Source organism: Streptomyces laurentii (genome assembly GCF_040635425.1).
In the GTDB taxonomy this organism is placed as follows: Bacteria; Actinomycetota; Actinomycetes; order Streptomycetales; family Streptomycetaceae; genus Streptomyces; species Streptomyces laurentii.
Map to the genome: position 1 here is coordinate 1 of NZ_JBEYHT010000084.1, position 18,450 is coordinate 18,450.

Below are 18,450 nucleotides of genomic sequence, written 5' to 3' on the forward strand. Positions count from 1 at the left end.
TGAGCAGGGCGTCCAGGTCATTCGTCACAGATCGATCTTGGACGCCCTGTCTGCGTTCCCGAACGCACCGTCAGCATTCGGAATGACTCGTCTAGAGGCGGCCCTACCCGTGACACCACATGGGACAGTCGAGACACGACCGGACAGTGGTGGGACAGTTACCGTACGTGAGGGCCTGTTCGATGGTCAGCGTAAGCAGATCCGGCCACGCTGGATGACATGAATGAGGAACCAACCCAACTTCTGGCATCCGTACGCCAATTCGGAATCCAACTCTCCGCTACGCCGCGCGGGGCGCGGCTGGCCCGGCTGCTGGCCGTCGAGCATCTGCGGACGTGGGAGCTGGACGCCGTGGCGGACGCGGCGGCCCAGATCGTCGCCGAGCTGGCGAACAACGCGGCCACCCACGGGCACGTCTCCGGCCGGGACTTCCAGCTGGCGATGTTCGCTCTGCCGGACGTCCTGCGGATCGAGGTCACGGACACCCGGGCCGAGCGGCTGCCGGTCGTGTGTCCGCACGGGGACGGGGAGTCGGGGCGGGGGCTGGTCCTGGTCGACGCGCTGGCGTCGCGTGGGTGGGGCGTGGAGCTGGGGCCGCCGCCCCGGAAGACGGTGTGGGCCCAGGTGGAGCTGGCGCCGCCGGGACGGGCCTTGTCGTGACGGCCCGCGTCGCGGGAATCCACGACGCGGATCCACACGACGTAAATGCGTAAGTACTGCGGCGAGAACCCTTCCCTTCCCCTCCAGCCTCCCCCCGGCCTTTCGTCACCCACAAGGGTGATTTGGAGCAACTGGGCTGGATTCGGGGCGGCTTGTCGGGCATATGCTCGCCGCGACAACCCCAGCACATGCGTCGGCCCCCGGCCGGGACTGCGAATCCCGATCGAGGGCCTGACCACCGAGGAAGGCTCAAACTTCCCGATGGCTTCCCAGCACATTAGCGTGCCCTCGCACGCCTCCGGGCTCGTTCACGCCAACGTCCGGCTGCGCTCCCGGTTCACGATCGTCAGCAACCTGCTCGCCCAGCACCGCGCCCTGTCGCTGATGGCGATCGGACTCGCGGTCTACCTCCAGTCGCTGCCCGAAGGGGCGTCCGTCGGCATCAAGGCGATCGCCTCCCGCTTCCCGGAAAGCGAGCTGCGCGTCGCCGCCGCCATGCGCGAACTGGAGAAGCACGGCTTCCTGGACCGGACCCGCGAGCGACTGCCCGACGGACGGTTCGTGCCGCGCACGACCTCGTACAACTTGCCGGAGGCTGAGCGCGAGCGGGTCCGCGAGATCCCACCGCCGCCCGCCCCGGAGCCGGAGCCGGAGCCGGAGTTCGACCCGGAGCCGGATTTCGAACCGGAATTCGGGCCTGAGCCGGAGCCTGAGTTCGAGCCGGAACCGGAGCCGGAGCCCGCACCCGAGCCCGAGCCGGCTCCGGAACCCGCGCCGCTCCCCCGCCATCACCACCAGGCGGCCGAACTCCTCGCCCGCCTCCGCACGTACGACCCCCGGCTGCTGCTCTCCACCCGCGACATCGAACGCCTCGCCCCCGGCCTCACCCTCTGGCTCGAACGCGGCGCCCACCCCGACGCCGCCCTCCGCACCCTCGCGGCGTGCCTCCCGGGCGACGTCCGCCACCCGGCGGCCCTCCTCGCCCACCGCCTCACCAGCCTCCTGCCGCCCCCACTCCCCGCCGCCCCGAGGGGCCGCACCGTGCTCCCCCTCCAAACCTGCGACGGCTGCGAACGCGCCTTCCGCGCCCCGGAACCGGGCCACTGCCGCGACTGCCGCCCGGACGCGTCCCAGGCCGCGTGACGTGCCCACCGCATCACCGCGCTACCAGGCCATGCGCGAGGCGCTGGCGCTCCTGGACGACACGGTCCCCGGCCGATTCGAGATCACCAGAGAAGGAATCGTCCGCGACCTGGCGGCCCCGAACCGCCCCCACGAACGCACGGTCGCGCTGATCCGGCGCCGCCTGGGGCTCGTCCTGCCGGACGATCTCCTCGCCCACGCGGGCGAACCCGACGTCGAGAGCGGGCCCGAGGGCATCCTGAGACGCCCCGACGTCATGGTGATCCCCTGGGCCGCCATGGAAGGCGACGGCGCCTTCGACCCGCGTACCCTCGTGGCCGCCGTCGAGATCGTCTCCCGCTCCACCCCCGGCAACGACTGGGTCGGGAAGCTGCGCGACTACTCCCTCCTCGGCATCCCCGCCTACGCGGTCTTCGACCCCCGAGCCGGGAGGACGTAGCCGGGTAGTGGCTCCACGTGCGGCCGCGCAGGTTGTCACCGTGCTCTTCGGCGATCACATCCTCAGCGAGGGCCTACGGGGTGGTGCAGACGACCCAAGCCATCGCGTCGTTGCTGAGGGTCTGGGTGTTCTTCACACCGACCGACCAGCCTCCGGAGGTCGGATAGGAGTCGGTGATGAAGGTGGCCGTGCTGCTGGTCTGGCCGCCGCCCCCGGTGGGCACCATGCCGGTCGGACAATCCACATGCGCGAGGGCCCAGCCATTGGCGGGAATGGACACCTTGGAACCGTAGTACGTCGGGTGCGCGCTCGACGGCGCGGCAGCGGAAGTGCCGGTCGGGAAAGCGGGCTTGGGCGGATCACCCCCGCCGTCCAGCGCGTTGGCAGAGGGTGCGCTACCGGCGAGGAGCGCGGTGGCGGCCATGACAGCCACGGCGAGAGGGCGAATGGACTTCATTCCTCGATCTTCCTTGTCTAGTCGAGTTTCCAGACAATCCGGGAATTCCCCATTCCCGGCAGGACGACCCACTCGACCACTCGCTCGGCTCAAGAAGACATGCCAACGGCGCCCTGGACGCCCGCACGCCGGCGATCTGGATCGGCAACGGCACCAGACGCCGCGTCCGCGAGCGCCGCGACGCCCCCGAGGTCGGCCACGGCCTTCGGCTGCGGCGCTTTGGTCAGGGTGCAGACTCCGTCCACGCACTCACGCTCCAGCCGGCCGCGGGAGGCCGTCTGGACCAGGCCGACCATCCAGCAGGTCGGGCAGCCGCGGAAGGCGATCAGGGACAGCGGGGCGGCCAGCAGGGTGGCCGGTCCCCAGACGGGGGCCAAGGCGACCGATCCGATGATCAGACCGAATCCGACGACCCCGCGCGCGAGGTGGCGCGGAACGGACCTGCTGGCATAGTCCGGCTTGGTGCTGCTCATGCTGCTTCTCCTTCGGACGGCTGGTCGGCGGACTGATCCACGGGGGCCGCGAGGGCATCGCGCAGGGTCGCGCGGGCGCGGTGCAGCCGCGACTTCATCGCCGCCGTGCTCAGACCGAGCGCGTCTGCGACCGTCTTCCCGGGCAGGCCCTGGACGTCCCGCATGATCAGCACCTGCCGCTGGTCGCGGGGCAGGGCGCCGACGGCGGCGGCGATGCGTTCGGCCTCCAGGCGGTGCAGCACCGCCTCCTCGGCGGACGGTTCGGCCACCCCCTCCGGCTCGACGGCCGACGTGCCGCCGCCGTTCTTCGAGGCGAGCAGGAACCGCACCTGGCGCAGGCACTCGTTCCGGACGATCCGGAACATCCAGGAGGCCAGCGCACCCGAGGCCCGCAACGTGCCGATCTTCCGGTAGAGGATGATCAACGCCTCCTGCGCCGCGTCCTCCGCGTCCTGCGGCGTGGCGCACAGCGAGCGGGCGAAGGCACGGACGTGCGGCTGCGACTGCGTGACGACCGTGGTCAGCGAGGGGACATCGCCGTTCTGAGCGGCCCTGATCAGCCGCTCGTCCGGCCAGGAGACGCGCGCGTTCGTCTTCATGGGCTCAGCCGCGGCCCTTGAAGCGGCGCATGAGATGCCAACCGCACGCGCCCACGAGCAGGACGCCGATCACGACGAGGCCGGTGACCGTCATGGATGTCACGGATGTCTCCTTCCGGTTCCGTACGCGGCCCGTCCGGCCGGTACAGGGATAAGAGACGGCCGACCCCGAAAAGGATTCACCCGGGCGCGCCCGGCGCGCCCGGTGCACCCTGAGCGCCCGGCGTGGGGCCTCGCCACGGCGAGGCCCGGCCCCCTCCCGGCACGCTGACCGGGCGGCCGGCGGCTCGGCCCGTACGAGAACCGGCGTCAGGCTCCCACGGCGCTGCGCTTGTACCGGGCGTGCACCGCCCGCGGCCGGGACAGGTCCTGCTCGAAGCCGCGTACGCCGTCGGAGCCGGCCCAGGGCACGGGCAGGGCGACCGAGGTGCCGTCGCGCAAGGCGACCGCGACCCGCAGGTTCGGCTCCTTGATCCGGCTGTCGGAGGAGGCCACCCGCAGGTCCTCGAAGCGGACGATCTCGTCCCACGCCAGCCGTCGCCACCCCAGCACCGCGCGGAACCGCGGCCCGTCCGGGCCCGCCTCCACCCGTCGCCTGAACATCGCGACCGCGCCCGACACCGCCCCGATGCCGACGAGCCCGGCGGCGATGCCCCACTTCTGGGCGCCCGGGACTCCGACGCCCGCCACGACTCCCGCCACGACCGCGAACAGCAGGGCCGCCGCGGTCCACCAGCGCGCGGCCTTGCCTTCCCCACGCAATGACAACTCAGCCTGGTCATTCACGTGTTCGATCTTGACACTCCCCCGAACCGGCGACAGGCCGGAACCGGACATGTCCAAAAACACATGGCCCACGTACACGCGCGGCGGCCCGCCGACCGGATCAGGTCGGCGGGCCGCCGCGAGACAGAGCCCCCGGGTGATTCGTCGTATCGCCTCCTCTCCCTCACCCGGCTGTGAACTCATTCGAAATTCCGCAGACAGAACAGATGTCATCCACTGGCGAGACGGCGGCGAACCCGGACAGCGGTGTCGTCTCCGCCCCGCACACCTCATGTCCTGGCTAGCGGCGGGACCGGCTACTCCACCCGCCACTCCGGTTCACCCCACCGAGTGAAAGCCCCTTGTTCGTCCCTCGTTTCCCGCCGCCAGCGCTTAGAACTGGCAGGCACTCCCTCGCGCCAGCGGGGGCGCGGGCCGGCGCCGGAAGGCACCGCCCGCGGCGCACACATCCCCTCAGCGGGACCACGGGTCGAGGCCGGGCGGCGCACGACGGAGCACCGCCCGGCCTCGGCGTTCGCGCAGTCGAGCACCACCAGCAGACACACCGATACGCACGCGACACCAGCAGGAGAGACAGACATGGCCGAGCGCCAGAACGGCACCGTGAAGTGGTTCAACGACGAGAAGGGCTACGGCTTCATCACCCCGGAGTCCGGAGCCGATCTCTTCGTCCACTTCCGCGCGATCGAGGGGAACGGCTTCAAGTCCCTGAAGGAGGGCCAGAAGGTGACCTTCGAGGCCGTGCAGGGGCAGAAGGGCATGCAGGCCGACAAGGTCCAGGTCGCCGCCTGAGGCCGACACCGCCTCGCGAGCCCTCTCTTCGTCCGCAGACGTGCCTGACGGGGCCCTCCGCTCGCGCGGAGAACCCCGTCAGGGCCCGGGGATCGGGGATCGGGTGTCGGGGACCGGGGATCGGGTGTGGGGGCCGGCCGTCAGACCGTGGAGGCGATCCAGCCCACCGTCTCCTCCGCGTGCCGGCCGTCACTGCCGCCGTTCGACGTCCGGACCTCGTTGAAGCGGATGAGGAAGCCGGTGGCGGTGACGTCCGCGATGCGGATGCCCGGAGTCTCCGGGCCGTTGAAGGTCTGGGTGAACGGGAGCACGATCACCGTCGATCCTGACGGGAACGGCGCCGGGAACGTCACCCGGGTGAAGGTCGACGTGTTCCCGCCCTGCGTCGCCTGCGCGTTGTCCGACTTCAGCTGCAGCCTGCCCGTCTGGATCATGCTCATGGGTCCACCCTTCGGTGCGGTCCGTTCAGGGACTTCGTCGGAACCGTCCGCGACGGTCCGCGAAGACTCTGATCACCCGAAGGGCCCTTTATGCGACATTCCCCCCTTCGAGTGGTCGCGTTCCGGCCAGCCGACGCGCCGTGCCGTTCCCGCTACCCGGCGGGAGAGCGCTCGTTGTCCAGCGTGCCCCGCCAGGGGCCCTGACTGAGGAGGACCACATGACGGACACCGAAGCCGACGCCCCCGCGAACGGTGCGGTACGGGGCGGCAGCCCGGATTCGGCGGTCGACCGCGTGTCCGACTTCTACGGCACGTACATCGACGCGGTCTCCGACGGCGTCGACGACCTGGGCGAGAACCTGCGCGCGCACTATCTGACCGAAGACCTCCGCCAGCGGCTCGCGGCCTGGCAGGAGGCCAACCACGCCGACGGGGTGCTGCGCGCCCAGGACGTGCCGACGGCGTGGGCGGTGGCGTACCACGACTCCGGCGCCGGCCACCTGTTCACGACGGTCACCCTCACCTGGGGCACCGGCCCCGACGCCGGGCACACGCGGCTGGCGATCCAGAGCGAACTGAGCACCAAACTCATCTCGGACATCGAGGACGCACCGGCTGGAGGCTGACCCCTCGCGGCGACCACTGAGCCGGGCTCCGCGGAAGGGGTGCCCGGCTCGGTTGTCTCCTCCCGGAAGCGGCGGCCGCCCTCACCGTCCGCTGTCGCGGCGCCCGCCCGTCGACACCAGCAGCGCGACGGCGAAGAGGACGGCCGCCACCAGCCAGGCGCCCACGCTCCGGCCCGGGTAGAGCGCGAGGGCCCACCAGGTGTGCGAGGTGTGGCCCGTGGCGTCGTGGCCGCGGCCGAGCATGACGTTGGCGATGAGGAAGAGCAGTCCGACCGCCGACGCCGACGCCTCGTTGGACAGCCGCCACGCGAGGAGGCCGAGGGCGAGGCGCAGGGTGGTGTTGCGGGCGACGTCCCAGGGGTCCCGTGCCCTCGCCCCGGGGGTGAGCTATTCGGGCAGGTTTCCGTCGCCGCCGAGGTTGGCGACGATGCGGCGCAGCACGTTGATCGTCGTCACGAAGTCGGCCTCGTCCACCCCCTCGTGCGCCCCCTTCAGCACCGGCGCGATCCGTTCCCGGGCCCGGATCCGGGCGGCCTCCCCGGCCTCGGTCAGCGTCATGGCACCGGTGCCGGCGTCCTCGGTGAGCCAGCCGCGGGCGACGAGGTCGTCGTACACCCGGTCGAAGTCGGTGCCGAGGTCGTCGTACTTCCCCAGGCGCGCGGTCAGCGTCGGGCGGGTCCACTTCCCCGGGCCGCCGGACGCGTGGTTCAGCGTCCACCAATGCGGCTGCGTCAGGCCCTCCACGGCGAGCTGGGCCCGGATGCCCCCGAGCACCAGCCACGCCGCCTGCGAGGTCCAGGCCCCGATCGGCTGACCGACGAGTTCCTCGTGCGTGTACTCCTTGAGCGGGGCGGTCGTCATGTCGTCTCCTCCGACGGATCTGCGGGATGAAACGACCGTAGAACCTCAAGTCCGCTTGATATCAAGGCCGTTGATCCGGGCCCGGCCCGGGCGGCAGCCGGCCCGGGCGGCAGCCGGGCCGGTCGGCATGACAGCTCGATGCGGCCGGACAGTCGCCAGTCGAGGTACGTGGCCAGGCTGGGAGCGACCCAGGTGCGGCTGTCGAGCTCGTGGTTCCAGACGACGACGTCGGGCCGGTCGATCCGGGCGAGGAAGGCGAAGAGGTCGCCGTTGCCCGCTTCCCCGAAGAAGAGGAGAGGGTCGAACGGCATGCAGAGGGCGCCGCGGCCGGCCCCGTACCAGCCCCTCCTCGCGCGGGAGGATCAGGCGTACGCGCGGGCGGCCTCGAAGGTCCAGACGTCGTCCGTGGCCGTGGGTGCGGCGTCCACACGGTAGCCGCCGTGGACGCGGACGTCCGCGAAGCCCGCCTCGCGCAGCATGGCGGTGAACTCGGGCAGGCCGAACCACAGAAGCGAGAAGACCTGGAGCTCCGTGCGCGTGAGGGCGCCGTCCGTCCATGCCTCGTAGCGAAGCCAGCGGGTGGTGCGCTGGGCCACCGGGTCGACGTGCGTACGCCAGGTGGTCATGGTGACGAGGTCGTTCCCGCGCCACTGGTGCGGGACCGGTCCGCTGTCGGGGGTCGTGTCCCGGGACGGCGGTTCGACGTCGACGATCAGCCGGCCCCCGGGAGCCAGGTTCTCGTACATCGCGGCGAGCGCCGTCCGCACGCTGTCGCGGTCGGTCAGCAGGGCGAAGGAGCCGGTGGGGATCACGATCGCCTCGTACGTGCCGGGGTCGCGGTGCGTGGTCATGTCCCCCTCGAAGACCTCGGCCCGCACCCCGCGCTCGGCGCAGTTGACGCGGCACTGCTCCAGCATGGCGGCCGAGGTGTCGTAACCGCGCACGTCCAGCCCCTGTTCGAGCAGGGGAATCAGGATGCGGCCGGTTCCCACGGCGGGTTCGAGGACGGGGCCGGACACGTTCCGCAGGCGGTCGGCGTAGAACTCGACGTCCCCGAACGAGGTGCCGATCGGCTTGTCGAGCTCGTAGAACAAGGTCGCCAACGGTCCATAGCGCCAGGCGGAGTTGCCGAAGCCGGTGTCCATGCGTTCCTTCGGTGGTGTTTGGGACTGATAAGCGCGCTCTGTCCAGTATCTCGTGGGCATGGTGCTACGGCGCCGACCGGAAAGCCAGCGAATAACCGGCGTGGTGCGGTGGGGGCGGGGGTGGCGGACACGGCCATTCCTTCCACAAGGCGGGGCGAGGGTCAGGCCGGGCTGCCGGATCCGCGCTTGACGAGGGCGTCGAAGGCGCGGTCCGGCAGCACCTTGCTCAGGAAGACCAGGGGGCGGGCGCCCATGCCGACGCGATAGCGGGTGCGCGGCCGGCGGGCGGTGGCGGCCGCGGCGACGGCCTTGCCGACGACGGACGGGGACGAGGCCATGCGCGTGCCGGGCTCGGAGCTCCGCTGGAGCACCTTGACGATCGCCGCGGCCTGCTCGGCATACGGCCCCTTCAGCGAGGTGGCGCGCAGCTTGTCGGCGGCGATGGCGCCCCACTCGGTGCGGATGGAGCCGGGCTCGATGACGACGACCTCGATGCCGAACCGATTCAGCTCCAGACGGAGCGCGTCGCTGAGGCCTTCGACCGCGTACTTGCTGGCGTGGTACCAGGCGCCGAGCGGGGTGGCGAACCGGCCGCCCATCGAGCTGATGTTCACGATCGCGCCGCTGCGCTGGGCGCGCATATGCGGGAGTACGAGCCGGGTCATACGGGCCAGACCGAAGAGGTTCACGTCGATCTGCGCGCGGGCCTCGTCGAGAGGGACGTCCTCCAGGGCGCCGTACGAGCCGTAGCCCGCGTTGTTGACCAAGACGTCGATGCGGCCTTCCGCCGCGATGATCTCGGCGACCGCCGCCTCGGCCGAGGCGTCGTCGGTGACGTCGAGGGCGAGCGTCCGTACGCCCGAGGCGGCCAGGCCCTTCATCCGGTCGGTGCGCCGGGCCGCGCCGTAGACGGTGAAGCCGGCCTGCCAGAGCCGGCGCGCGGCGTCCTCGCCGATGCCGGAGGAGGCGCCGGTGACGAGAGCTACCTTGTGCGTCATGTTCGTTCCCTTCGCCGCGCCGCGCGGTGCGCCGGGCGGCGCAGCGGCCAGCGCGTCGAGCAGTGCGTCGAGTAGCGCGCCGAGTAGCGCGCCGAGCGGCGATCCGCCTAACGGACCGGCGGTCTCTTCCACCATGAAAGACTGCCGGTCTCTACGCAACAGACCCCCGGTCTGTAACATGTGGGGCATGGCGACGTTCCAGCGCGCCCGCAGCGAGGAGCAGCGCGAGGCCCGGCGGCAGAGCATCCTCGCGACCGCCGCGACGATGCTGGGCGAGATGCCGGTCTCGGCGCTCAGCCTGAACGAGCTCAGCCGCCGCGTGGGCCTGGCGAAGTCGAACGTCCTGCGGTACTTCGAGTCACGCGAGGCGATACTCCTCGAACTCCTCTCCCAGCAGGCCCACGACCTGCTGGTGGAGGTCGTCGGACAACTCCCCGCCCGCATCGACGAGAACGGCCCCGCGACGGCGCGGGCCCGGTCGCTGGCCTCGGGGCTCGCCACGTCGCTCGCCTCGCGCGAGATGCTCTGCGAACTGCTCGGCACCCAGGCCGGCATCCTGGAGCACAACGTCTCCCCCGAGGCGATCGCGCACTACAAGCGGGGGGCGTTCGACGCGCTCGACGGGCTCGCGGCGCTCGTCCGGAAGGTTCTGCCCGAGCTCGACGAGCGGCAGGTCGCCGAAGCGGGCGTCATGATCTTCGTGCTCGCCGGTTCGCTGTGGACCCACAGCCACCCCGCACCGGCCGTCCGCGCGGCCTACGCCGCCGACCCGGGCCTCACCTCCCCGTTCCCGGACTTCACCGGCACGCTGGAGCGCTCCCTCACCCTCTTCCTGACCGGCCTCCTGAACGACCCGGACCGCTGACCCCGGGCGCGCAGCCCACCACCCGCCGCCCGCCGCCCGCCGCCCGCCGCCCGCCGCCCGCCGCCTAGCATCGGCGGCATGGCGACCTTCGTGCACCTCACGGCGGCGGACCGCGTGGCGCGGATCCGGCGGAACGGCATACGGGCGCTCGCCCAGGGGCGGGGCGACGGGCTCGGGCGGGGCCGGGGCGTGTTCCTGTTCCCCGTCCTCCCCTCGTACACGCTGACCCACCAATGGCTGCGCGAGCTGTCGCGCTTCCCCGGCAAGTCCGGCGAACTCGTCGCCGTCCACGTGAAGTTGGCCGACAGCGAGCCGGTGACAGTGGGCCGCTACACCGACCAGGCACCCAAGGAGACGTCGGCCGCCGAGGCGGTCGGGCGGCTGGCCACGCTGACGGATCCGCGCGGGTGGGAGGTGTTCCTGCCGCGGGCCGTCGCGCGGGGCGAGGTACGGGCCGTCCGGGGCGTACGGCAGGTGAACGGGTGGCGGTACTGGCCCGGGGCCCACGGGACGACCCCCTGCACCTGCTTCGGGTGCCGGGTCCGGGGCGAGTACGGGTCGCGGCGGCTGCGCGAGCGCCGGCCGCACCCCCTCGACGGGCCGCCGCCCGCGCCGCGCGTCCTGCTCGGCCGGATCGAGACCGCCGAGGCCGCGGGGGACGCGGCGAAGCTGTGCGAGACGCTGCGGTGGTACGAGATGCGGCGGCGCGGCCCCGTGGCGCGGCTCGCCCCGCTCGCCGGGCACCCCGACCCGGCCGTACGGAGAGCCCTCGTCGAGGCGGTGGCGTACTGGTCGACCCCGGGCGTGGACGCGGTGCTCGACGCCCTCGTGGACGACCCGGACCGCGGAGTGCGGGTCGTGGTCGCCGACGTGCGCGAGACGCGGGCGGAGATGCGGGCGGAGAAGCGCGGCCCCGAACCCACTCCCGACACCGACCTCGACCCCGACCCCGACACCGACACCGACACCGACACCGACACCGCTTCGACCATCGGTTGTTGATCGACTGTTCAGCGTCAACCGGCTTACTGGAAGCCGTTGTTCGCGTACTCGATCACATCTGGAGGACCCATGGACGGAGCACGCCCCGGAGACCGCGTCATGCCGGCCGACGAGAGCGGGATCGGCGTCGAAGCCGCGGACCCGGCGGGGCAGCCGGACGAGGCCGGCGAGCAGGGCGGCACGGAGGACGCCGAGGCGTAGAACCCGGGATTCCGCCAACTCCGTTTCCACGGGGGAAGACCGAAGCCAAGCGGACATGACGGGGACATGTCCGCTGAGCGAACACCCCTGACCGGATTGCGCCTTGACGGTGCATCACGCCGGGGTCGAACATTCGTCACGCGCCGCACCGCATCGAGCCGCGGCACAGCGCACCCGCACGGCGTCCCACCGCACTCGTGCACCTGTACAGCTCCAACGCCTCGCGTCACCCACGGCGCGAGGCGCGCGCACGTTCCGTCCCATCCCCAGTTCGGAATCCGGAGCCCCCACACATGAAGATCTCCGCGAGACTCTCCGCCCTCCTCGCCGTGTCCGCGCTCGCCGCGGGCGCCTTCGCCGCCGCACCCGCCACCGCGCAGGTCGCCGCCGGCACCGGCACGGCCGCCGTCACCCCGCCCGACATATCCCTGACGAACGTCAAGCAGCACCTCGCCGACCTCCAGTCGATCGCCACCGCCAACGGCGGCAACCGGGCGCACGGCCGTACCGGCTACAAAGCGTCGATCGACTTCGTCAAGGCGAAGCTGGACGCCGCCGGATTCACCACCACGCTCCAGACGTTCACGTCCTCCGGCGCCACCGGCTACAACCTGATCGCCGACTGGCCGGGCGGCGACGCGAACCAGGTCGTCATGGTCGGCTCGCACCTCGACTCGGTCACCGCGGGCCCCGGCATCAACGACAACGGGTCCGGTTCGGCGGCGATACTCGAGACGGCGCTGGCCGTCTCCCGTACGCAGTTCCAGCCCACGAAGCACCTGCGGTTCGCCTGGTGGGGCGCCGAGGAGCTGGGCATGGTCGGCTCCCGTTACTACGTCAACAACCTTCCGACGACGGACCGTTCGAAGATCAGCGGCTACCTGAACTTCGACATGCTCGGCTCGCCGAACCCGGGCTACTTCGTCTACGACGACGACCCGACCATCGAGCAGACCTTCAAGACCTACTACGCGGGCATCGGCGTCCCCACGGAGATCGAGACCGAGGGCGACGGCCGCTCGGACCACGCGCCGTTCAAGAGCGCGGGCATCCCGGTCGGCGGGTTGTTCTCCGGCGCCGAGACCTACAAGACGGCCGCCCAGGCGCAGAAGTGGGGCGGTACGTCGGGGCAGGCGTTCGACCGCTGCTACCACGCGTCGTGCGACACGACGGCAAACGTCAACGACACCAGCCTGGACCGCAACTCCGACGCCATCGCGTACGCCGTGTGGAACCTGGCGAGCGGCAGCGGCACCCCGCCCGGTGGCGGCACGGTGTTCTCGAACGACACCGACGTCGCGATCCCGGACGGCAGCACCAGCACGGCGACCTCGACCGTGAACGTCACCGGGATCACCGGCAACGCGCCGAGCAACCTCGCCGTCGGCGTGGACATCGTCCACACCTGGCGCGGCGACCTCAAGGTCGACCTGCTCGCCCCCGACGGCTCGGTCTACGCCCTCAAGGCGGCCAACGTCAGCGACTCGGCGGACAACGTGCAGACCACGTACACGGTCAACGCCTCCAGCGAGGTCGCGAACGGCGCCTGGAAGCTCCGGGTCCAGGACATGTACTCCGGCGACACCGGCTACATCAACAGCTTCAAGCTGACCTTCCCGTAGCCGGCGGACGGGCAGGGCCCGAGCGCTGCGGCGCGACACGACTCCCGGGTGGGCCGGTGACCATGGACCCGACCCACCCGGGCCCCAACTCCCTTGGGGCTCGCCGGTGTTACTTGCCGGCGTTCGCGGCGTCCACGAGCGCCTGCGGGGTGACCGCGCCGACGTAGACCCGGCCGTCGTCCGTCATCAGGGCGTTGACGATCTTCGTCTTGAAGACGGTGCCCGAGCCGAACTTCCCGCTCACCTTGTCGCCGAGACCGTCGAGGAAGCCCTGGACCTCCTTCGGCGCCTCCTCGGTCTTCGGCGCCTTGGCGCCGGTGTCGAGCTTCGCTATGGCGGTCCAGCCCTCGCCGATGACCTCGGGGTGGTTCTTGCCGCCCTCTCCGGCACCGCCCATGAGCGAGCCGAGCGGGCCGCCGAAGCCCTTCTCCATGCCGGGCACCGGGCCGTGCTCGCCGAACTTCCCGTCCTTGCCGGCCTTCCCGGCCTTGTCCGCGGCGCCCTCCGTGACCTTGGCGCCCTTCGGGGCCTTGAAGTCGAAGGCCGACGCGTCGGGCTTGCCGAAGTCCACCTTCGTGAAGCCCGCGTCGAGGACCGGCTTGCCGCCGTCCACCGAGGCCAGCGTGAACTTCAGCGGGGTGCCGGTCGAGGCGTCCACCGCGATCTTCACCGACTCGACCATCGAGCCGGCCTGCTTGGGCTTGATGACCAGCTGGTACGCGTCCCGGCCGGCCACCTTCGCCGTGCCGCCGACGCCGATCGAGGTCGTGTCGCCCGCGGCCTTCAGGACCTCGTCCGCCAGCTCCTTCGGGGTGGCCGGCATGCCCTTCGGGGCCTTCTCTGCCTTCCGGTCCTCGCCCGCGCCCTTGCCGGCCGCCGCGTCCTTCTCGTGGACGACCTCGTTGGACTTGCTGTCGTAGGCCCAGACGTCGGCCCCGTTGTGCACCAGGGTGTACTCGTCGGAGCCGTCGAGGATCGTCAGCTTCTGCCGGTCCGGGCCGTCCGCCGCGACGCGCAGCGTGTGCGAGCCGGAGATCAGCTCGGTCAGCTTCGCCGACGGGTCGGCGCCCTCGCCGCCGCCACCGCCGGCCGGGGCCGACGGGAGCAGGCCCGCGATGGACGGCAGACCGAGGTCCGTGCCGATGGTGACGGTGCCGGACACGGTCTGCGTGTCCGACGCCGCGATCTTCTCGATGAGCTGCTGCGCCGTGACGTTCGGCAGGTCGGGGTCACCGGCCGCCGCGAGTGCCGGGACCAGTCCGATGGTCGCCGCGGCCACTCCGGCCACCGCGACCGGAACGATGTAACGGCTCGCCTTGCGCTGTGCTGCCATGATGTGCGCCACCCTCCGTGTCCTGCGTGGTCGATGTCTCCATCTCACCAGGAAGCGGGCGGCGAATCGTCAGTCGCGGGAATCAACCCCGCGTACCTCTCCAGGATGACCCCACCCTGAGATCACCCCGCCGTTGGGCCAACCGTGCGACCGATGGGAGGGCACGGCCCTCGTGGGCCATTGCGGGCGGGCATATGCCGTACCAACTCGGCTGTGCGGATGGGCATATGCCCGTACGAGTGCGCGTACGGGCCTGGTCAGGCGCGTGGGCGGTGGGCCGGGGCGCCAGGGTGCACGGGGCGGGGGCGCGGTGACGCGACGGGCTCAGCCCGCGCGGTGCACCACCGCGTCGCACATCTCCTCCAGGGCCGCCTTCGCGTACCCCTCGGGCAGCGGCGCGAGCATCGCGCGCGCCTCCTCCGCGTAACGGAGCGTGTCCTGCCGGGCCTGCTCCAGGGCCGGGTGGACGCGCAGCCGGCGCAGCGCCTCGGCGTGCCGGGCGTCGTCGGTCAGGTCGCCGTCGATCAGCGCGAGCAGGTCGAGGTCCTCGGGCCGCTGGTGGGCCGCGGCCGCGGCACGCAGGTAGAGCACCGGCAGCGTGGGCACGCCCTCGCGGAGGTCGGTGCCCGGGGTCTTGCCGGACTCGTGGGAGTCGGAGGCGATGTCGAGGACGTCGTCGGCGAGCTGGAACGCCACGCCGAGCCGCTCCCCGTACTGGGTGAGGATCTCGACGGCGGACTCGTCGGCCCCGGCCATCATGGCGCCGAAACGGCAGGAGACGGCGACGAGCGAGCCCGTCTTGCCGCCGAGGACGTCGAGGTAGTGCGCGACCGCGTCGCGGCCCTCCTGCGGGCCGGCCGTCTCCAGGATCTGGCCGGTCACGAGCCGCTCGAACGCCTCGGCCTGGATGCGGACGGCCTCGGGGCCGAGGTCCGCGAGGGTGTGCGAGGCGCGAGCGAAGAGGAAGTCGCCCGTGAGGACGGCGAGGGAGTTGCCCCAGCGGCTGTTGGCGCTCTCGACGCCGCGCCGCACGGCCGCCTCGTCCATGACGTCGTCGTGGTACAGCGTGGCGAGGTGGGTCAGCTCGACGACGACGGCCGAGGGCACGACACCCGGCGCGTACGGGTCGCCGAACTGGGCCGCGAGCATCACCAGGAGCGGCCGGAACCGCTTGCCGCCCGCCAGCACCAGGTGCTGGGCAGCCTCGGTGATGAACGGCACATCGCTCTTGGTGGCGTCGAGGAGGCCGGCCTCGACGGCGGCGAGGCCGGTCTGGACATCGGCTTCGAGAGCCTGGTCCCGCACGCTAAGACCGAACGGCCCGACGACGGTCACGAGGGGATCTCCTGTCTGCTGAAGCCTGGCTGATGTGCTGCGCTGTCCGGTATGCATGAACGCCGACACCGGGACGTCACCCGGAAGGTCACTCGGATTGTCGATGTGTCGGTCGATTCACTCAAGCCAGCGTATCCGGTCATGTTTCGATCACCGTGGGCACCCGCCCGTCGCCCTACATGTCCTTGGTCATGCTATATGGCAATAAATGAGCGTTTTATTTGCGGGCGGCTTCGGACTGTCGCGCCTGCCTGGTGAGAAGGGTGCGAGGCCCTCCGGTTCCGCTTCGGCCGGGGATCGAGCCCGGTTCACGCCCGGGCCGGCGGCCGGGGCCGGGCGCGAGTCGGGCCCTGATCGGGCCCGGAGCGGTGGCCGGATTCCGACCCGCGTGTCGGCCCTGGCGCACGGGGGCGATCCACCCGCGACCGTCCGCTTACCGGCGGTACCGATGTTGACGCGCGCGTCCACCACGCGCTGCGGACCGCGGACCGCGGACCGCGGACCGCGGACCAGATAGTCCGCCTCTCCATCCCCGGCATAGTCCACCCCGCACAGGTGTGGGGACTTCGGGAGCGGTCACGTGCGGCTATCCCTCCGGTCGGCCGGGACGCACCCGGCTCGGACGACGGTGACGGTGACGGTGACGATCGCGGTCACGGTGAACGTGAAGATGAAGATGAAGGTGACGAGGAGACGCAGGGGGCTCACGGGCGTGTCCATAGGGCACGCGTGAGGGCCCTGAGGCGATCGGCCGGCGTCGCCGCTCCCGACAGCAGGCGATCCCGGCAGCCGGATCAACCGGACACCAGAGCAGGAACAGGCCAGGCCCTCACATCCAGGGCAACCTGACCTGACCACGACACCCCTCGGGTCGACGGGTGGCGACGCGGACCGGCAGCCCGGAGGGCGTCAAGCCGCAGGGTGACGCGACATCAACCCCACGGCGGCGCACACCTCTTGATGGCGCGATGGGCTTCCGGGCCGCGCTTCGGAGGCGTACCCGACACTCCCCGGGGGGGGCGACGGAAATCGCCGGAGATCACCCTGCTTGTGGCCGCCTGAGCGCCACCCCCGGTATGTTCATGATCAGCTCATACGACCAGGAGTGCGCGCTTTGTCCCGAACATCGATCGACCCCGGTACCAGCGACGGCGAGCAGCAGCAGCCGCCCCAGGACGACCGGGCCTTCCTCGGGCACCCGAAGGGCCTGCTCACCCTCTCCGGCCTGGAGGTCTGGGAGCGGTTCTCGTTCCTGGGCATGCAGGCGATCCTCGTCCTCTACTTCGCCGACACCGTCGCCCACGACGGCATGGGCATGTCCCCCGGCACCGCGGCCTCCGTCTCCGCCGCCTACGGCACCCTCGTCTACCTCGTGTCGGTGGCCGGCGGCTGGCTGGCGGACCGCGTCCTCGGCTCCTTCCGCGCCGTGCTGTGGGGCGGCATCCTCATCGCCTGCGGCCACTACGCCATGGCGATCCCCGCCCAGGCCGCGACCTGGGCCGGTCTCGGCCTGATCAGCGCGGGCACCGGCCTGCTCAAGCCGAACGTGGCCACCATGGTCGGCAAGCTCTACCGCACCGACGACGACCGCCGCGACGCCGGCTTCGCCCTCTACTACATGGCGATCAACATCGGCGCCTTCGCCGGACCGCTGATCACCGGCTGGCTCGGCGAGCACAAGGGCTGGCACTGGGGCTTCTCCGCCGCCGCGCTCGGCATGACGCTCGGCCTCGTCCAGTACGTGGCGGGCCGCCGCCACCTCGCCGGACGCCGGCACTCCGCCGAGTTCGCCCTCGCGCCCGACGCCATGCGCCGCGCCATCCGGAACATCGTCCTCGGCCTCGTCGCCGCCGTCGTCGCCGCGGGCGCGCTGTCACTCGCCGGCTGGCTCACCATGGCCCGCTTCGTCGACCTGCTCACCCTCGTGTCGGTGATCGCGCCGGTCGTCTACTTCTGGGTGATGTTCGCGAGCCCGCGCGTCACCGCCGAGGAGCGGGGCCGGCTGAAGCCGTACATCGTGCTGTTCCTGGCCTCGGTCACGTTCAACTTCATCCTCTTCCAGGCCTACTCGACGATGATCCTGCTGGCGTCCACCAACGCCCGCACCACGATCCTCGGCTTCGACTTCCCCGCGAGCTGGTACGCCTCCGCCCTCGGCGCCTTCGAGGTCGCGCTCGCGCCCGTCGTGGCCGGCGTCTGGGCACGGATGGGGCCGCGCCAGCCGCACGCGTCCAACAAGATCGCGCTCGGGGTGATCCTCGGCGGCCTGTCATTCCTGCTGATGGTCCTGCCGACGTCGGGGCACGCGGACGACACGTACAAGATGGCCGCCTGGTGGATCGTCGGCTCGTACCTGCTGCTCGGGCTCGGCGACGTCCTCCTGGAGACCTCCGGGATGTCCGCGACGAGCAAGCTGGCGCCGAAGGCGTTCTCCAGCCAGACCATGTCGCTCTGGTTCCTGTCCCTCGCGCTCGCCAACGGGATCCAGGCCCAGACGGTGAAGCTGTACGACCAGGTCTCCAAGCCCGCGTACTTCGGCGTGAACGGCGCCATCGCCGTGGCCGTCGGGCTCGCCGTCATGGCCCTGGCGCCGTGGCTGCGCCGCACCATGCACCCGGTGCGCTGAGCCCCGCTCCCTCCTTCTCCGATCCGCCGACCGCCGACCGCCGATCC

Annotated in this window: 23 protein-coding genes and 1 pseudogene; 11 read left to right on the plus strand and 13 right to left on the minus strand. The window is 71.4% G+C overall.

Annotated features, from left to right (window positions below):
• Positions 1–219 precede the first annotated feature (219 nt).
• The 3 genes from ABZ693_RS32965 (at position 220) to ABZ693_RS32975 (ending at position 2,242) form a co-directional block, all read left to right on the plus strand.
• Positions 220–660, plus strand: a complete 441-nt coding sequence (locus tag ABZ693_RS32965) for an ATP-binding protein (RefSeq protein WP_359885011.1) — start codon at positions 220–222, stop codon at positions 658–660.
• A 261-nt stretch (positions 661–921) separates the two neighbouring features.
• A complete protein-coding gene (locus ABZ693_RS32970; RefSeq protein WP_359885013.1) occupies positions 922–1,803 on the plus strand; it encodes a helix-turn-helix domain-containing protein in 882 nt (293 codons plus the stop codon).
• A 1-nt stretch (position 1,804) separates the two neighbouring features.
• Positions 1,805–2,242: a Uma2 family endonuclease gene (locus tag ABZ693_RS32975; protein WP_435842619.1), complete on the plus strand. Its 438-nt coding sequence runs from the start codon at positions 1,805–1,807 to the stop codon at positions 2,240–2,242.
• A 73-nt stretch (positions 2,243–2,315) separates the two neighbouring features.
• Here ABZ693_RS32975 and ABZ693_RS32980 read toward each other — a convergent pair whose 3' ends face one another.
• Positions 2,316–2,699, minus strand: coding sequence for a hypothetical protein (locus tag ABZ693_RS32980; RefSeq protein WP_359885015.1), 384 nt, complete (start codon positions 2,697–2,699; stop codon positions 2,316–2,318).
• 80 nt (positions 2,700–2,779) lie between these two features.
• On the opposite strand from ABZ693_RS32980, the pseudogene ABZ693_RS36220 reads away from it, so the two are divergent.
• A pseudogene (locus tag ABZ693_RS36220) lies at positions 2,780–2,896 on the plus strand (DUF5701 family protein); the annotation flags it as partial.
• A 272-nt stretch (positions 2,897–3,168) separates the two neighbouring features.
• Here the strand turns inward: ABZ693_RS36220 and ABZ693_RS32990 are convergent.
• From ABZ693_RS32990 to ABZ693_RS33000, 3 genes are all read right to left on the minus strand, one after another.
• Positions 3,169–3,771 carry an RNA polymerase sigma factor gene (locus ABZ693_RS32990; protein WP_359885018.1) on the minus strand — a complete coding sequence of 201 codons (603 nt, stop codon included), beginning with the start codon at positions 3,769–3,771 and terminating at the stop codon, positions 3,169–3,171.
• 4 nt (positions 3,772–3,775) lie between these two features.
• Positions 3,776–3,874 (minus strand): LPXTG cell wall anchor domain-containing protein, encoded by a 99-nt coding sequence (locus ABZ693_RS32995; RefSeq protein ID WP_359885019.1) that lies wholly within the window; start codon positions 3,872–3,874, stop codon positions 3,776–3,778.
• A gap of 206 nt (positions 3,875–4,080) precedes the next feature.
• Positions 4,081–4,557, minus strand: a complete 477-nt coding sequence (locus tag ABZ693_RS33000) for a hypothetical protein (RefSeq protein WP_359885021.1) — start codon at positions 4,555–4,557, stop codon at positions 4,081–4,083.
• Positions 4,558–5,136: 579 nt separating this feature from the next.
• On the opposite strand from ABZ693_RS33000, the gene ABZ693_RS33005 reads away from it, so the two are divergent.
• The gene (locus tag ABZ693_RS33005) at positions 5,137–5,349 is read left to right on the plus strand and encodes a cold-shock protein (protein ID WP_359885023.1); all 213 of its coding nucleotides are present in this window, start codon (positions 5,137–5,139) and stop codon (positions 5,347–5,349) included.
• Between the two features lie 140 nt (positions 5,350–5,489).
• Here the strand turns inward: ABZ693_RS33005 and ABZ693_RS33010 are convergent, their stop codons facing one another.
• A complete protein-coding gene (locus ABZ693_RS33010) occupies positions 5,490–5,789 on the minus strand; it encodes a hypothetical protein (RefSeq protein WP_359885025.1) in 300 nt (99 codons plus the stop codon).
• A gap of 218 nt (positions 5,790–6,007) precedes the next feature.
• Between ABZ693_RS33010 and ABZ693_RS33015 the strand changes: the two genes are divergently transcribed.
• Complete coding sequence (locus ABZ693_RS33015; protein WP_359885027.1) at positions 6,008–6,415, plus strand: hypothetical protein; 408 nt, start codon at positions 6,008–6,010, stop codon at positions 6,413–6,415.
• Between the two features lie 81 nt (positions 6,416–6,496).
• On the opposite strand, the gene ABZ693_RS33020 is transcribed toward ABZ693_RS33015, so the two are convergent.
• The 5 genes from ABZ693_RS33020 to ABZ693_RS33040 form a co-directional block, all read right to left on the minus strand.
• Entirely contained in the window at positions 6,497–6,658 is a 162-nt protein-coding gene (locus ABZ693_RS33020) for a hypothetical protein (RefSeq protein WP_359885029.1), read from the minus strand.
• A 144-nt stretch (positions 6,659–6,802) separates the two neighbouring features.
• Positions 6,803–7,276, minus strand: coding sequence for a winged helix DNA-binding protein (locus tag ABZ693_RS33025; RefSeq protein WP_359885031.1), 474 nt, complete (start codon positions 7,274–7,276; stop codon positions 6,803–6,805).
• Complete coding sequence (locus tag ABZ693_RS33030; protein ID WP_359885033.1) at positions 7,273–7,587, minus strand: SMI1/KNR4 family protein; 315 nt, start codon at positions 7,585–7,587, stop codon at positions 7,273–7,275. Before ABZ693_RS33030 ends, ABZ693_RS33025 begins: the two co-directional genes overlap by 4 nt.
• Positions 7,588–7,638: 51 nt before the next feature.
• Positions 7,639–8,421, minus strand: coding sequence for a class I SAM-dependent methyltransferase (locus ABZ693_RS33035; RefSeq protein WP_359885034.1), 783 nt, complete (start codon positions 8,419–8,421; stop codon positions 7,639–7,641).
• Positions 8,422–8,582: 161 nt separating this feature from the next.
• Positions 8,583–9,419: an oxidoreductase gene (locus ABZ693_RS33040; RefSeq protein ID WP_359885036.1), complete on the minus strand. Its 837-nt coding sequence runs from the start codon at positions 9,417–9,419 to the stop codon at positions 8,583–8,585.
• 187 nt (positions 9,420–9,606) lie between these two features.
• Between ABZ693_RS33040 and ABZ693_RS33045 the strand changes: the two genes are divergently transcribed.
• The 4 genes from ABZ693_RS33045 (at position 9,607) to ABZ693_RS33060 (ending at position 13,109) form a co-directional block, all read left to right on the plus strand.
• Positions 9,607–10,284, plus strand: coding sequence for a TetR/AcrR family transcriptional regulator (locus ABZ693_RS33045; RefSeq protein ID WP_359885038.1), 678 nt, complete (start codon positions 9,607–9,609; stop codon positions 10,282–10,284).
• Positions 10,285–10,362: 78 nt separating this feature from the next.
• Positions 10,363–11,286 (plus strand): HEAT repeat domain-containing protein, encoded by a 924-nt coding sequence (locus ABZ693_RS33050; protein ID WP_359885040.1) that lies wholly within the window; start codon positions 10,363–10,365, stop codon positions 11,284–11,286.
• A gap of 69 nt (positions 11,287–11,355) precedes the next feature.
• Positions 11,356–11,487, plus strand: a complete 132-nt coding sequence (locus ABZ693_RS33055; RefSeq protein WP_359885041.1) for a hypothetical protein — start codon at positions 11,356–11,358, stop codon at positions 11,485–11,487.
• Positions 11,488–11,780: 293 nt separating this feature from the next.
• On the plus strand, positions 11,781–13,109 hold the full coding sequence (locus ABZ693_RS33060) for a M28 family peptidase (protein WP_359885042.1): 1,329 nt from the start codon (positions 11,781–11,783) through the stop codon (positions 13,107–13,109).
• A 109-nt stretch (positions 13,110–13,218) separates the two neighbouring features.
• Here the strand turns inward: ABZ693_RS33060 and ABZ693_RS33065 are convergent, their stop codons facing one another.
• From ABZ693_RS33065 to ABZ693_RS33075, 3 genes are all read right to left on the minus strand, one after another.
• The gene (locus tag ABZ693_RS33065; protein WP_359885043.1) at positions 13,219–14,442 is read right to left on the minus strand and encodes a LolA family protein; all 1,224 of its coding nucleotides are present in this window, start codon (positions 14,440–14,442) and stop codon (positions 13,219–13,221) included.
• Positions 14,443–14,766: 324 nt separating this feature from the next.
• Complete coding sequence (locus ABZ693_RS33070) at positions 14,767–15,777, minus strand: polyprenyl synthetase family protein (RefSeq protein WP_359885045.1); 1,011 nt, start codon at positions 15,775–15,777, stop codon at positions 14,767–14,769.
• Between the two features lie 576 nt (positions 15,778–16,353).
• The gene (locus tag ABZ693_RS33075; protein ID WP_359885047.1) at positions 16,354–16,485 is read right to left on the minus strand and encodes a hypothetical protein; all 132 of its coding nucleotides are present in this window, start codon (positions 16,483–16,485) and stop codon (positions 16,354–16,356) included.
• Between the two features lie 421 nt (positions 16,486–16,906).
• Between ABZ693_RS33075 and ABZ693_RS33080 the strand changes: the two genes are divergently transcribed.
• On the plus strand, positions 16,907–18,403 hold the full coding sequence (locus tag ABZ693_RS33080) for a peptide MFS transporter (protein ID WP_435842623.1): 1,497 nt from the start codon (positions 16,907–16,909) through the stop codon (positions 18,401–18,403).
• The last annotated feature ends 47 nt before the right edge of the window (positions 18,404–18,450 follow it).

What these genes read in the sequence shown, in the direction of transcription:
- ABZ693_RS32965 (WP_359885011.1), top strand. Translation starts at nt 220, where the DNA reads ATGAATGAGGAACCAACCCAACTTCTGGCATCCGTACGCCAATTCGGA.
- ABZ693_RS32970 (WP_359885013.1), top strand. Translation starts at nt 922, where the DNA reads ATGGCTTCCCAGCACATTAGCGTGCCCTCGCACGCCTCCGGGCTCGTT.
- ABZ693_RS32980 (WP_359885015.1), bottom strand. Translation starts at nt 2,699, where the DNA reads ATGAAGTCCATTCGCCCTCTCGCCGTGGCTGTCATGGCCGCCACCGCG.
- ABZ693_RS32990 (WP_359885018.1), bottom strand. Translation starts at nt 3,771, where the DNA reads ATGAAGACGAACGCGCGCGTCTCCTGGCCGGACGAGCGGCTGATCAGG.
- ABZ693_RS33005 (WP_359885023.1), top strand. Translation starts at nt 5,137, where the DNA reads ATGGCCGAGCGCCAGAACGGCACCGTGAAGTGGTTCAACGACGAGAAG.
- ABZ693_RS33010 (WP_359885025.1), bottom strand. Translation starts at nt 5,789, where the DNA reads ATGAGCATGATCCAGACGGGCAGGCTGCAGCTGAAGTCGGACAACGCG.
- ABZ693_RS33015 (WP_359885027.1), top strand. Translation starts at nt 6,008, where the DNA reads ATGACGGACACCGAAGCCGACGCCCCCGCGAACGGTGCGGTACGGGGC.
- ABZ693_RS33020 (WP_359885029.1), bottom strand. Translation starts at nt 6,658, where the DNA reads ATGCTCGGCCGCGGCCACGACGCCACGGGCCACACCTCGCACACCTGG.
- ABZ693_RS33025 (WP_359885031.1), bottom strand. Translation starts at nt 7,276, where the DNA reads ATGACGACCGCCCCGCTCAAGGAGTACACGCACGAGGAACTCGTCGGT.
- ABZ693_RS33030 (WP_359885033.1), bottom strand. Translation starts at nt 7,587, where the DNA reads ATGCCGTTCGACCCTCTCCTCTTCTTCGGGGAAGCGGGCAACGGCGAC.
- ABZ693_RS33035 (WP_359885034.1), bottom strand. Translation starts at nt 8,421, where the DNA reads ATGGACACCGGCTTCGGCAACTCCGCCTGGCGCTATGGACCGTTGGCG.
- ABZ693_RS33040 (WP_359885036.1), bottom strand. Translation starts at nt 9,419, where the DNA reads ATGACGCACAAGGTAGCTCTCGTCACCGGCGCCTCCTCCGGCATCGGC.
- ABZ693_RS33045 (WP_359885038.1), top strand. Translation starts at nt 9,607, where the DNA reads ATGGCGACGTTCCAGCGCGCCCGCAGCGAGGAGCAGCGCGAGGCCCGG.
- ABZ693_RS33050 (WP_359885040.1), top strand. Translation starts at nt 10,363, where the DNA reads ATGGCGACCTTCGTGCACCTCACGGCGGCGGACCGCGTGGCGCGGATC.
- ABZ693_RS33055 (WP_359885041.1), top strand. Translation starts at nt 11,356, where the DNA reads ATGGACGGAGCACGCCCCGGAGACCGCGTCATGCCGGCCGACGAGAGC.
- ABZ693_RS33060 (WP_359885042.1), top strand. Translation starts at nt 11,781, where the DNA reads ATGAAGATCTCCGCGAGACTCTCCGCCCTCCTCGCCGTGTCCGCGCTC.
- ABZ693_RS33065 (WP_359885043.1), bottom strand. Translation starts at nt 14,442, where the DNA reads ATGGCAGCACAGCGCAAGGCGAGCCGTTACATCGTTCCGGTCGCGGTG.